Source organism: Sphingopyxis sp. OAS728 (genome assembly GCF_014873485.1).
Taxonomy (GTDB): domain Bacteria; phylum Pseudomonadota; class Alphaproteobacteria; order Sphingomonadales; family Sphingomonadaceae; genus Sphingopyxis.
This window is the reverse complement of record NZ_JADBDT010000001.1, coordinates 932429-945706: the sequence shown is the minus strand read 5'-3', so window position 1 is coordinate 945706 and position 13278 is coordinate 932429. Positions and strand designations below refer to the sequence as shown.

The following is a 13278-nucleotide window of genomic DNA, read 5'->3' as shown; positions in this document are numbered from 1 at the left end:
TCCATATTCATGGGGTCGGACGAACCAGCTATGCTGAGTCTCAGGCGCTTACAAGGCGCTGAAATCTCTTGGGACTTTGCGATCCCGAGCGCGATGAAATCGTGTGAGGGCGCGCTTATACGTCGTGCCGACGTGCTCTTCTTGCAGTAAATGATATGCCGCCATGGCGATCTATCATTTCTCCGTAAAAGTCATTTCGCGCTCTGCCGGCAGCAGCGCTGTCGCCGCCGCGGCCTATCGCTCCGCCGACCGCCTGCACGATGAGCGCCTCGGCCGCAGCCACGACTTCTCGAACAAAGCCGGCGTCGTGCACAGCGAGGTGCTGCTGCCCGAAGGAGCCCTCGACGAGTGGCACGACCGCGAGCGGCTTTGGAATGATGTCGAGGCGGCCGAGCTGCGCAAGGACGCGCAGCTTTCGCGCGAAGTCGAGTTCGCCATCCCGCGAGAGATGACTGAGCAGCAGGGAATCGAACTCGCGCGCGATTTCGTAAAGCGCGAGTTTGTCGACCGCGGAATGATTGCAGATCTTAATGTCCACTGGGACATTGGCGCCGACGGCCTGGCGCGGCCGCACGCCCATGTCATGCTGACCATGCGCGAGATCAAGATCGGCGAGGATGGTGAGGCAGGTTTCGGCGCGAAGGTGCGCGAGTGGAACCGCACCGAGCTGCTTTCGCATTGGCGTGAGGCCTGGGCCGATCACGTCAACGAGCGTCTCGCCGAACTCGATATCGATGCGCGCATCGACCACCGCTCTTTGGAAGAGCAGGGAATTGAGCTCGAACCGCAGCACAAGATAGGGCCTGCCGCGTCCCGCATGGCGGGGCAGGGGCTCGAGGCGGATCGGCTCCAGGACCATCTCGAAATTGCGCGATCGAACGGCGAGCGCATTCTCGCCAATCCGTCCATCGCGCTCGACGCAATCACCCACCAGCAGGCGACGTTCACCAACCGCGACCTTGCGATATTTGTGCATCGACACAGCGAAGGCAAAGAACAGTTCGATGCGGTGATGGGTGCGGTAAAGGCATCACCCGAGCTAATCGCGCTAGGTCGAGATGGACGCGGCGAAGACCGGTTCACGACGCGCTCGATGCTCGAGACCGAGCAGCGTCTCGAAGGTGCGACGGCGACGCTCGACGCGCGCCGCAATCACGGCGTTGCCGATCGCTACCGCGAGCTTGCGTTGGAACGCGCCCTCGACCGCGGCCTGACGCTGTCGGCAGAGCAGCGCGGCGCGCTCGAACATGTCACCGGCGCGCGCGGGATCAGTAATGTCATCGGCTACGCGGGTTCGGGCAAAAGTTCGATGCTCGGTGTTGCCCGCGACGCGTGGGAGGCTGCGGGCTATGAGGTCCGTGGTGCGGCACTTTCGGGCATCGCTGCTGAAGGCCTCGAACAAGGTTCTGGGATTGCCTCGCGCACGATCGCCAGCCTTGAGCATCAGTGGGCTAACGGTCGCGAGCTTTTGACCAACAAACATGTCCTCATCATCGACGAGGCGGGCATGCTCGGCACGCGCCAGCTCGAACGCGTGGTCAGTGAAGCCGAGAAGCACGGCGCCAAGGTCGTCCTCGTCGGCGACCCGGAGCAGTTGCAGGCGATCGAAGCGGGTGCAGCGTTCCGCTCGACAGCCGAACGCCACGGTGCCGTCGAGATCACGTCGATCCGGCGGCAGGACGAAAGCTGGCAGCGCGACGCGACACGCGAGCTTGCCACGGGTAGAACTGGCGAGGCGGTAGCTCGCTATGCCGACACGGGGCACCTTCATGCGGCCGACACGCGAGAGGTCGCGCGCGGAGAGCTCGTCGACGCATGGGATCGCGACCGGCAGCTGCATCCCGATGCTAGCCGGATCATTCTTACGCACACGAACGACGAAGTCCGCGCGCTCAACGATGAGGCGCGCGCCCGCCTGCGGACGGGCGGCAGTCTCGGCCCTGATGTCGCGATGAAGGCAGAGCGCGGCGACCGGAATTTCGCTTGCGGTGACCGCGTCATGTTCCAACGCAACGATCGCGACCTTGGCGTGAAGAATGGCACGCTCGGCACCGTCCAAAGTGTCGGCTGTATGCGAATGGGCGTGTTGCTCGACGATGGCCGCAGCATAGCCTTCGACCTCAAAGACTATGCGCATGTCGATCACGGCTATGCGGCGACGATCCACAAGGCGCAGGGCATGACCGTCGACCGCGTGCATGTGCTCGCAACGCCGGGGCTCGACAGACACAGCACGTACGTCGCGATGTCACGCCATCGCCAATCCGTCGATCTCCGCTATGGCCGCGACGATTTTGCCCACCAGTCGAAACTCGTGCGCGCACTCAGCCGCGAGCGCGGCAAAGATATGGCGAGCGACTATATCGAACGAGAGGCGGCATCAGCCCCGGCGCCGAAGCGAAACATCTTTGCCGGCATCAAGGTCAGACGAATGCCGGAGCTGTCTTTGCCATCAGGCCCGGCACCAACATCGCGGAAGCGGGGGCCGCTCGACGGCGTCCGCGTTAGCGCGCGCGCTTTGGACGCGCTCGCCCCGCGAAATCCGCTCGACCAGGCCGTCGAGAGCTACGGTCGCGCGGCGAAGGATGTCGAAAGGATGAGGCAGCAGGGATACCAGCCGTTGCGCCATCAGGCCGATGCGATGGAGCGTGCTCAGCGGGGTTTGAACGCTGCGCGTGAACATGGGTCTGCTGATCTTGCCGAAGCCATGCGGAAGGACCCATCGCTGATGAGCGAAGCTGCAGCGGGGCGGACGCAGCGTGCGATCCAGGCCATGGCGACCGAAGCCGAGATCCGCATCGACGTGCAGGGGAGGGCCGATCGTTTCGTGTCCGAATGGCAGACGAATGCGCGCCAGCTTCGGCACCTTCAGCACGAGGGCGATTACGCACGAATGGACAGTGTCCGCGACCGACTCGACGGGATGGCGAAGAGCCTTCAGCGCGACGCGCAGCTCGAGTCGCTGCTCCGAAATCGGCGCGCGGAACTAGGCCTGGACGCCCTGAGCAAAAAAACGCTGTCTCATGATCTTGCACAATATCTCCGCCCTTCACGTGGGCTTGGAATCGGTATGTAAGCTTGCGGGATGACAGAAACTGCACCCCAGCCCGAACCCGAAGCCCTTTCCGTCGAGGACGCTGTAGAAGCGCTAATCCGCGGCCTCGCCGGTGTGCGATCTTCGGTCGACGGGTTTGCCAAGCTCCAGCAGGAAATACACGGGCGCGACTATAGCCCGGAGTTAGGCTTGATTGCTCAGAGGTGGAAGGAAGCGCGCGAAGCCATCGACAGCTTGAAGCAACGCCCTGTCCTGGCGCTGACGCCGAAGGATATCGCGCACCAGATCGAAATCGCCGGCCGCGATGGACGTTCGGCCGATCATGAAGCCTGGCGATCGGCGCAGCAGCGCCTTGACGACGCTGCTCGTGCGATCGGGATGGTAGTTAAATCTGCCCGAACGGCACAGCAGCAAAATCACTGGCTCGCGATCGGAGTCGCTTCGGCATCCGTTTTAGCATTTATTGCGGGTTGCACGGTCCCGCCGCTTGTCGACCGCGCCGCCCCGGCGGAATGGCGTTGGCCCGAAAATCGGGCTGCGGCACTGTTGGAGCGCGATGCCTGGAGTGCAGGACAGCATTTGATGCAGACGTCCGACCCCGCGGAATGGGACCGTCTGAAAGCCGCGGCTCGCTTTTACAAAGAGAACGAGGCGGAGATTGCTGCGTGCGTTCGGCGCGCTAAGAAAAGGACGGTGCGCTGCGAGGTTAGTGTGGCGCCGCCGGAGCCTGGCAACAAAACGACGGCTTAGCGCCTCATGTCGGACATTTAACAAGTGCCAGAATGGCCGAAAGTGGCCGCGTCGTTCGTTATCGAGGTGTCTGCAACCGGCCAGATCCAGCGATCGGACTCGCTAGCCGCGCTCAGATGGCTGGCTCGGTCGGAATGGGTGAAAGTGGTCATTAGCTTTTCGGCTTTGAGGACCGATCATCTTGGAGGGGGCGGGCGCCTCGATCTTAAGCTAAGTTACTGGATAACTAACGCCGTTAAATGTAACAGAGGGAAGCCGGCGAGCGCGTAGGATGCGTTTGCGGGGCAGACAGTCTGGTTGGGGAAGACTTACGTCGTGAAAGCGGTCGACCTATCGCTCGAAGCACTTGACCAGTGCGACGCGATCTTCGGACACCTGCATATGTGGCAGAAAGTTCGGATGGCGATGCGACCTATGATCGAGCAAAGCAATGACGTCCGGGATGCGATCGTTATCAACAACGCGACCGCGGCCAAATTCGTGATCTCGGTCCTCGCGAGATATGTGGAGCAGCAGATCGCCACCGGTACTTTTCATGCATACCCCGGCACTCTCGGTCTTCATGGCCAAAGCCTTCGTAACATAGCGGAAACTGCGCTGAGCTACCTTGAGCAGCATCAGGCAGTCTCGCGTAATGACTATCTCATGCGGCTCGAAAAACTCGACCAGATTGTGAAAGGTTCAGGCTGAGCCAGAAAGACGCACCGCTGAAGTGCCCTGTTTTGGCCGGAAAAGACTCTATGATCGAGAGCAGTCTTGCGTACGGCGGGAAAATGTCGGATTGTTGCCGCGGCTGGTCGGTTTCTGTTCTACGCAGGAGCCTCAGAGCGAGATGGTCGCGCAAATTTCGGACAGGGAGTTTGGTCCCGCTCACCAGCCGCTATCGGGATCACATCATGACTGCTCTCTTGGTCGGATACTATGGCCTTGTCGCGATCGGGGATGACTGGCAGCCGGTCACAGAGACTGAGCGCAAGCATCGGCTCCGCCTACCAGCCGCGCGAGATGCGGGTGCCACCCACGTCGGCTACTGGAATGGCAAAAGCTGGCGAGACGTCGATTGTATTGATCAGGTCGAGCGAGGCTGGCTTTGACCGTCTGCAATGATACTCCGGCCCCCTAGGCCGAAGTGCCCCGGTTCGAGGCACTTTAGTGTTTTGGTGATTTGCCCCTGTTATCAGAAGTGCATGGAGATCCCGCGCGACGCCATCTACTTCGAGCAGCTTGCCCGCATTGCACGGGTGAAGGCCGCTAAATGTGGAGACCCACTTCTCGCCGTTCGGCTTCGAGAGCAGGCGATCAAACATGAGCGGACCGCAAGGAAACTTCGGAGGGATGAAGCGTCCTTGTAGTTTTGCGAGCCCGCCGATCGGCCGGCGAAATAGGAGCCGCAGCAAATATCTCCGCAACGAAGACGCCAGCTGCGAGCGCTGTCAGCAGCCGGTAATCTGCCGCCATTGGGTCTTTCCAATTCGGCTCGTGGTTCATCCGAAAGGGATGACAGACGCGATTTTTAGGAAAGCGAAAAGGCGGCGCCAGTGGACGCGGCCTTTTTGCAGCGCGCCATTATCGCTGCGGCAACCGACAGTTGTGCGGTCGTGATATAAGCGCCAATAGCTCGGCCCCAATCTGGTGTGAGGGTTGAAAACAGCTTAACTTCGATCTAACTTCGGTGACACTATGCAACGCGTGAAGCGGGGCATATCGACGGTCGCTGGCTTTTTTCTCTTCACGAATGTGTGGAGGTGTTGCGGTTTGGAAGACAGCCTCAAAAGAGCGCAGCCCCTTACCGAGCGGGAACTGTCGATCCTTGAGCTTCTTGCCCTTGGTCAGTCGACCAAGGAGATTTCGCGCCTCGTCGACATCGCGCCGAGAACGGTCGAACGAATGGTCGACAATATTAGGTCAAGGTTCGATGCACGGAACCGCGCTCACCTCATCACCGTGGCGCTGCGCCTTGGTCTGCTATCCATCGAAGGTAAATAGTCGGAAGCTAGGACAGATGCCAGGTGGTGGCCGCCTTGGTGATGGCCTGTTCCACTTGCCTGAATGCGTCGCAACGATTCTGCGCGCCGTGTGTGTTAGGGCGGGATCGTAAGTGCCGGCGCTGTCGCGCGGCAGCATGCTGGTGGGTCAAGTTTGTGGCAGCGATCGGGACAAGGATCGACGAGACTGGGACGCTGCTTCGCGACGGGGGCGGCTTTGTGCTACGCCGCGATCTCGGCGGCCGATGGAAACTTGATATGCACCGGGTTCCCGTCGATCATATCGAGAAACGCGTTCGGATAACCGGTATTGTTGTAAGCGACGAGCTGGTTGACGTTGATAGCGTCGCACCCGAGAGATTACGGGACCGGCACGAGCCTCGGTGATGCCTTTCCGGAAGGATAGCGCTTGCCTCGTGCCATGATCTGGCCATCGCCGAGATCTCCGTCTGAGCAATTTAGCATATTATCCAGGCATCCTGCTTCCCAGCGAAGCCGGATTTCTTCCTGCCATGCTTCGAAATAGTCGCTGTGAAAGCTTGCGCCGGCGCGGCGCGTGGAGGCGGGCAGCATGTGATCGCTCGAGAGACTCCACGCCGTAGGGTCGTCGCCAACTGCAATGCTGTACGCCACGCCCATCGTAAATTGCGGGATAATCCAGGGATGGGTGGCAGGGCAGGCGAGTTGGCCGGCGCTTCGATTGCGCACCATATCGGCGAGGTGACTGCGATGATTCTTTGAATCCAGGTCGACGCCGTTCCAGCATTGCGGCGTGCTGATCGTAGCCGACAACCACTGGCCCGGTTTGCAGGTCTTCATCGGCTCGACCATGTCGGGGAAGGCGGCTGTCACCGGCGACCATCCCTGAACGCATTTAAAGTTGAAGAGCTTGTTGTTCTCGGGTTGCGGCTCGCTGGGCCGGGTCTGATCCCACCCAAAAACGAAGCGCAGGCCGCGTGGAATACCGACACATCGCTTCCCGGCTTTGGTGCAGAACGGGTCGCTTGCAGGACGCCGCTTGTAATAGATCGAAACGAAGTCGGGCCTCACGACACGGCCCTTGCCGTCAAGCATGGCAGGCATCCAGTATGCCGACCGGTTCAAGTCGTTATGGCAGGTGCTTTCACCACTTTTTCGCAGGCTCTCATAGGTCGAGTGAGCATTGGCGCCTAAGTTACCAAAGAACTGGTGCAAGTGAGCCGCGCCCGGCTGCCCGGGATAGACGATCGGGTCGTCATAGCTGACCTGACCCGCACCACACAGAAAGCGAAACGCGCCGACGACATCGGGGGCCGAACTCGGCGGGATCTTTTTCGGTCGGAGTAGCGATGCGATGTCCAGGCCCGACGATACCGGTCTGATATCAGTTATCTGCGGATAGGTGCTCGGCGCCAGCGGCGCCGCCGTTTTTTCGGGCGCCCCACTGATAGCGCCGACCCCGCGGTTGGTGCTCAGAGCCGTAATATGCAATTCGTGTATGCACTTTGCGTGATTCTCTTTTGAGCAGGCGCTGCCCGCGCGGTCGGTTATGACGTGCGGCAAGCCAATCTCGTCACCGGCCCTATGTGTTTCGGTGTCGACGGTCTCCGCCGCCACCGACGGGGTAGCAAGTAACAGGGTGAGATAAAACAATGACATGGCCTCTCCCTTATTGCGGTCAGTTGGGCCCAACGCTAGCCGAGGCAGGTTGAACGGTCCGATGATTGGCGCCCGTAGCTAAGCACCGATACGTGCAGGAACATCGACGACGATATATGGCACCTGACAATGCATCGAGGCGATGTTGACCGGAAAACCCATGGGCGCTCGCACTAATCAAGCATTTTCGGCCGAGCTCCTATTTCCGGCCGATGAATATCTTCTCGCCCCGGCTTAGCCGATAGCGCAGGACGTCTTCTGGCCCCGCTGTTACTTCGCGCAGATCGAACCCCGCCTCGCGGATGCGGTCGCGTACGTCGCTGCCATAATATCGCACATGGTCCCATTGCCCAAAATGCATATCGCGCGCCACGGGGTCCGTAACGCTTGAATTCTCGTATGTTTCCGACCAGCCTTCGATGATCGGAACCATACAGATGATTTCGCCGCCAGGCCGAAGCACACGATGGATCTCAGAAAGCGCCTTCCGGTCGTCGATATGCTCCAGAATATGATTGGCGATCACGAGGTCGAGAGAATTATCCGGCAGATCAATATTTTCTATGTTTAAGCGAACGTCGCCATGATCGCCCTCATATTCCGAGATTTTGTAGCTTTTCGGCCCTTTCGACAGGATCAGGTGGGTTACGCTATACTCGCCTGCGAAGTGGATGATCTCCCGACCCTCGATCTCGATATCCCGGCGCTTCATGGCAAGCGCAAGGAGCCTCTGGCGTTCCAGCGACCAGCATTTCGGGCACATCACGCCCGTCCGTACGGGCATGCCGAAGGGCGCAAATCTGCCCTCATAGTTGCATGCGGGACAAATGCCGGGTTCCGCTTTAGCATGCGAAATCACCGCGAGCCGCACCTGCTGGAGCATTTGCTTGGTGAAGAGCGTGCTGACGACATTGCGTAAAGTTCGTGGGTTCATCCAGCTACTTATTCACATCGGGGCGCAAAAGTCATCGGTCATTGCTCGTGCGTGGCAGGCTTGCGGCCGTGAGCGCGTCGGCGCGCTGTGCGCGCCATTCGGGTTGATGCCGACTAGCAGCCTATCGGGAGAAGGGCGCGATAGCTGTTGCCGATCGGCTACCGGACCGCTCTCATCCTCCGTAGTGGGGTGCAACAAAATGTGTGAGAACTTCATGGCTTGCCGCTGCTAGGCCTTTATAATGCGCTGCCTTGTCGTCGCACGCTAATGTCCCATTCGTGGTGGCGCCAAAGCGGCACGAAGTAGAAGCGCATATGCCGGAGACAGGAAAATGATACCGCGGGATAGATGGTTCATGCTGTCTACTTGTGTTGCACTCTCCTGCGGCATCATCGGAATGAGCGAAATCTATCAAAGTGCAGATATGCCCGATGATTGGCACGGGCCGGCGTGGCTTCTCACTGGAATGGTGTGGCTCCTCGTCGCCTTTCTGAAGCCGGGTAACCCAAGTTCAAAATAGGGACCAGGGCTGAAAATTATCAGCGGGATCACTATTCAGACCATTCCGCCAACTCCGAGCGTGACGCATCGATCCAGCTTATGGCTAGCTTCGTGTCCTGGGGGCTTCTCATATGCAGCCGAGTGATATTACTATACGGTGGAGGCAGCCGTGCTTGCTTCCCCACAAGGAGGCATGGTCAGGGCGGCGCCACTTGGCTGGTCCCTTGGCGCCGTCCGTCTTAAGGCCCTTTCATGAACTCTCAACATCATCGACTCAAGAATGCTTCAAGCGGCCGATCGAGGCTTTTTACCGCGCCGAGGCTGCGGTAAGGCCCTGCTCCCTTGGGGCGACCTAAACTTCATCGAATCTCCGCCCAGCGTTACGAAGCCAGCAGACTCCAAAGATAGCAGCACCGGCAATCAGCGCGTAGTCCCACGAATTTTCCGCTGTCATCCATCCTAAAAGGAAATAGGTGGAGCCGACGAGCATGATTGGCGCGAGCAGGTTGGCAGTTGCATCGCGAAGGAGGCGGACGCTCCAGCGAGCTTCGGATGTTTCGCGCCGAGCATCGGTCAACTTTTCTTCTAGATCTGTTACACGTTTCATCAATAGGCCGTACGAACGCTGAAGCTGCTCCAGGTCCGGCGCCTGCGGTCCAGGTAACCCGGTCGAAGCGTCAGAAACCATCGCTTTGTCGTCGCCTTCTGTCATGCCTCCACCTTCTGACAACCATCCGCGCCAATATATTCTGCCTCGACTTGATCGCGCTTCGTCGGCTGCCGTTGACTTTGAAGCCTAGCGGCGCATCATAAACAGAGGGTGTAGATTAGGGGAGGGCAATCCTCGGCCGGGAGTAGCTCCGGACTCCGCTGATGCTAAGGGGGAGAATTATGTCCACATATGAAGTCCGAGGACCAGATGTGGCTGGAAAATATTGGGTGGTCGAGGTGACGAGCGATGGCATCTTTCTCGCGGAGATACCGATTAGCGGCTCCTATTCCCAGAGACCGAGGGCACAAGCTGCGGCCGATCGACTGAACAAGCAGTAGGGAAATCAAGTCAGGCCGATCCTGACCTGTGCAAGGGGCGCTATTCGCCTTGAAATTCGCTAGCTCTGCATCGCCGTTGCTGATCGCTCCGAAACACGCACACCGACGCAACCTGGTCGTCTGCTGTTCAAACAGCAATTCAGACGCAAAAAAAAAAGGCCGCGCCAGTGGACGGGCGCGGCCTTTTCATCATGAGCATTTTGCTTTTGTCAGGCGAGAGACAGGCGAGCGTCCCTGTTGCGTCGACGCATGGCAAATCCGATCCCGGCAAAACCGAAGATCATCATGGCCCAAGTCGCCGGTTCCGGAACGGCGGGCGCGGCTGTCTGCCAAAAGCTAATATGTGAGACCTTGGGTTGATTGCCGCCGTTGTTCAGCAGGCCGAGCGTCGTGAACACCCCGGAATTGGCGCCCTGTCCGGAAAGCTCGTACAGCGCGAAGCTGTTCGCTGCCTTCACCGTGATATATTTGATCAAAATGCTGTCATCGAGCACGTTCCAGGTTCCGGAAAGCGCTGCTGGCGACACGCCGCTCAGAGCGAAAAGCCCGGCATTACTGTCGCTTTTGCCATATAGCGAGAGCCCGACGGGTGCTACGCCGGTCGCGGAGGTAATCGCTGCCTGAACGGCGGCCAGAGGGTCGCCGCCACCCGCATTGCTGTAAACTCCGTCGCCGCCGCCCGGATAGTCGTTGGCCGTACCCGAGACGCAGCCGTTGTTCACCAGATCGATGCCCGGTCCGCTGCTGCAGTATAGAACTACGGCGCCCGATGCTGGCGTAACCGCTGCGAAAAGTCCGGCGGTTACGCCGAGTGTTAATAGTTTCCGAATCATAACAACCTCCCTGGCCCCTTGGCGTCTGCGTCGGCTTATGCACCGAATCGGCCCGTGAGTCTTTACGTTCGTATTTATGTGCAAATTTGGCACAGGATATGAAAATATTGGACGGTTCGCGTGAAGTTGCCACAGGGAGGAGATCATTGGCGGCTATCCAAGCGAATGACACAATCTTAAGCGTTGCCATCGCCGATCCCGCATAATCGCGCGTTTGAGGCTCATTCACTTGCGGCGGAATTCCGGCGAGCGTGTGGCGCCCGAAGGCCTTTCGGCCGATCCTCCCTATACCTAATTGGTATAGTTGCCGTCGATCGTCCTGTCTTCGTACAACGGATTTTATCTGACATTGTTTGGAGCGGTTATGGAGCTCACATATGCCCAGTTGGTCGACGCGCTCGCGCATTCCAATAACGTGTCGGGGAATGATGGCGGTGCGTTTCGATCTCGCTTGCGAAAGCTGCAGAGTGAAGGAATCCCCGGTGGCGCCAATCCCGGCAAGGGAAGGCGTGTCGCGTACACGGTGCCGCTCATCATTGAGGCGGCTATCGCTGTTGAGCTTTTGCAAATCGGCTGGTCACCCCACCAAGCTGCCTTTATTGTCGGCTCATATCGGCAGGACATATTGGCGGCGACTCTCCTGTCGCTGCTGCCAAACCAGCCGAGTAATCATGACGTCTTGATCGCGGTTAGCCCCGAGGCCTTAGGGACGCGACCTGTTGCGGATCGCGTCGGTGCGATCTCTTTCGTCACGAGGGAGAAAGTCGGCGAACTTTTCAGAGATGGTCCTTCGGCTAACAATTTGGCCGGTAGCCCCTGGCGATGGTCGCTAATCGATTTAGCGCCGGCCACCTTGATCACGATCCGTTCGGTAGCCCTAATAGGATTCCCGAGTGAGGTCTTCGTTCAGGCGCTTCGGGAAGCGATTGAAGAATATGACGCAGCCATCCGCACCTTCCGGGAAACCAAGCTGAACAAGATTTTGATCGAGAAGGAAGTTGTCGGAACGCGGGATTGCGGCCTGTCATAGACGGCACACCATCGAAGCTAGGGCGCGAGAAAACAGCCTGGCGACCGCGTACGCAAAGGCATCGCTTGCAGCGGCGTGTCGGCAGCCCTTTCCAAGTAAGGCCCAAGTCCTAGGGTTACACGCGTCGTCTTGTTCCGCGCTGCTGCTCAGCTATTTGGAAGGCTGACGAGGCGCGGATTCGCGGTCCAGCTCGCTTCCCAACTCTGCTTTATTCTCTGCCCGTTGCCCAAGTCACCGGTCGAGCAATTGAGCATCTTGTCGAGACAGTTCTTCTCCCAAAGATCGTGAACCATCGGATCCCACGCCATGAAGAAGTCGGCATGGAATGTGTCGCCTCGCTTGTGCTTCTGCGATGTATCCATATGGTCGGACACGAACGCGTAAGTCTCTCCAGGAGCCTGCGTATACCAGACGCCTATTGTGAACGACGGTATCACATATGGATGCGTCGCAGGACACTTCAAATAGCCCCAGTTTCCATATGAGCCATAAGAGACATGACTTCGGTGGTCGGCGCTATCGAGGTTTTTCCCGTCCCAGCAATCTGGCGCGCTCATCCTGGCACCGATCCGGTTCCCGACGGGACAACCGGCCTGAGCATCCTCGAAGTTTTTAAAGTCTTGGGGTGTGTAGGGCACGGGGCCATCACAGGCGAAATGCAGCTGCCCGGTAGGTGCGTCGGCCAGATTAAGCATGTCGCGGCCGAAAATGAACCTCAGGCCGTTCGGCAGCGTGGTCGCCTTGCCCTGGTACTGTGGGTGGGCGGGATCGGAAACAACCGGATCCGACTTCGGCCGTCTTTTGTAATAGATGGTCACATAGTCGGGACGGACCACCTGACCCTTGCCGTTTAGCAACGCCGGAACCCAGTAAGCTGACCGGTTCACCGGCGACATGCAGGTCGAATTGCCCGACGCGCGCAGCGAAGCATAAGTTGAGTAGGCATCGGCGGCATCGTTGCCGAAAAACTGATGCAGGTGGCTTCTACCTGGTTGACCGGGATAAACGATCGGATCGTCTGCCTTGAGCTGCCCCGGCATGCAGATGAACCGGAACGCGCCAACCACATCGGGCGCCGCGGACGGCGGCAGTGACGTCGACAACAGTTCGCTCATGGGATCGAAGTTGCTGGCAACTGCAGTTACGCCTTGGCTAGCGGTTCCCGCGTCGCTTCCGACTGAGTTTGTCGGCGGTGGTGTCGGCGTGGGCGTGGGCGCGCTCGATGAAGGGGTGGTTGGTGGCAGTATGACCGACGGCGCTGCACTGCTGCTGCTTCCGCCTCCGCCGCCGCAAGAAGCGGTCGCGAGAGCCATGACGGACACTAAAACAAAATGGCGCATAGGTTTCCTCTGGCAAAAATCATGCGACGATTTCGGATTATTCAAATTGGCGACAGTGTCTGCGACCGCGGCGGCGCGCGCCGCAGAACTCACAGGAGCTATCGACAGAAAATTTTCCCGGTTCAGCTACCCTTCGGCCATTGATGGCATGCAAACGCTAAT

11 protein-coding genes are annotated in these 13278 nt (G+C 59.1%); 6 read left to right on the top strand and 5 right to left on the bottom strand.

Annotated elements, in window-relative coordinates:
- The first annotated feature begins 163 nt into the window (after positions 1–163).
- The 5 genes from traA to GGC65_RS23265 all read left to right on the top strand — a co-directional run bounded on the left by traA (position 164) and on the right by GGC65_RS23265 (position 6177).
- Positions 164–3076 (top strand): Ti-type conjugative transfer relaxase TraA, encoded by a 2913-nt coding sequence (traA, locus tag GGC65_RS04395; protein ID WP_192646048.1) that lies wholly within the window; start codon positions 164–166, stop codon positions 3074–3076.
- Positions 3077–3085: 9 nt separating this feature from the next.
- The gene (locus GGC65_RS04390; RefSeq protein ID WP_192646047.1) at positions 3086–3805 is read left to right on the top strand and encodes a DUF6118 family protein; all 720 of its coding nucleotides are present in this window, start codon (positions 3086–3088) and stop codon (positions 3803–3805) included.
- 315 nt (positions 3806–4120) lie between these two features.
- On the top strand, positions 4121–4495 hold the full coding sequence (locus tag GGC65_RS04385; protein ID WP_192646046.1) for a hypothetical protein: 375 nt from the start codon (positions 4121–4123) through the stop codon (positions 4493–4495).
- A gap of 1065 nt (positions 4496–5560) precedes the next feature.
- Positions 5561–5791 carry a response regulator transcription factor gene (locus GGC65_RS04380; RefSeq protein WP_192646045.1) on the top strand — a complete coding sequence of 77 codons (231 nt, stop codon included), beginning with the start codon at positions 5561–5563 and terminating at the stop codon, positions 5789–5791.
- A gap of 41 nt (positions 5792–5832) precedes the next feature.
- The gene (locus tag GGC65_RS23265; RefSeq protein WP_413052749.1) at positions 5833–6177 is read left to right on the top strand and encodes a DUF5818 domain-containing protein; all 345 of its coding nucleotides are present in this window, start codon (positions 5833–5835) and stop codon (positions 6175–6177) included.
- Here the strand turns inward: GGC65_RS23265 and GGC65_RS04375 are convergent.
- From GGC65_RS04375 to GGC65_RS23260, 4 genes are all read right to left on the bottom strand, one after another.
- Positions 6151–7428 carry a DUF1996 domain-containing protein gene (locus tag GGC65_RS04375; protein ID WP_192646044.1) on the bottom strand — a complete coding sequence of 426 codons (1278 nt, stop codon included), beginning with the start codon at positions 7426–7428 and terminating at the stop codon, positions 6151–6153. The genes GGC65_RS23265 and GGC65_RS04375 overlap by 27 nt on opposite strands.
- Before the next feature lie 199 nt (positions 7429–7627).
- Complete coding sequence (locus tag GGC65_RS04370) at positions 7628–8362, bottom strand: class I SAM-dependent methyltransferase (protein ID WP_192646043.1); 735 nt, start codon at positions 8360–8362, stop codon at positions 7628–7630.
- A gap of 853 nt (positions 8363–9215) precedes the next feature.
- The gene (locus GGC65_RS04365; protein WP_192646042.1) at positions 9216–9575 is read right to left on the bottom strand and encodes a hypothetical protein; all 360 of its coding nucleotides are present in this window, start codon (positions 9573–9575) and stop codon (positions 9216–9218) included.
- 547 nt (positions 9576–10122) lie between these two features.
- Positions 10123–10746: a PEPxxWA-CTERM sorting domain-containing protein gene (locus tag GGC65_RS23260; RefSeq protein ID WP_225940672.1), complete on the bottom strand. Its 624-nt coding sequence runs from the start codon at positions 10744–10746 to the stop codon at positions 10123–10125.
- A gap of 304 nt (positions 10747–11050) precedes the next feature.
- Between GGC65_RS23260 and GGC65_RS04355 the strand changes: the two genes are divergently transcribed.
- Positions 11051–11776, top strand: a complete 726-nt coding sequence (locus tag GGC65_RS04355; RefSeq protein ID WP_192646041.1) for a hypothetical protein — start codon at positions 11051–11053, stop codon at positions 11774–11776.
- Between the two features lie 146 nt (positions 11777–11922).
- Here the strand turns inward: GGC65_RS04355 and GGC65_RS04350 are convergent, their stop codons facing one another.
- Positions 11923–12891: a DUF1996 domain-containing protein gene (locus GGC65_RS04350; protein WP_192646040.1), complete on the bottom strand. Its 969-nt coding sequence runs from the start codon at positions 12889–12891 to the stop codon at positions 11923–11925.
- Positions 12892–13278 lie beyond the last annotated feature (387 nt).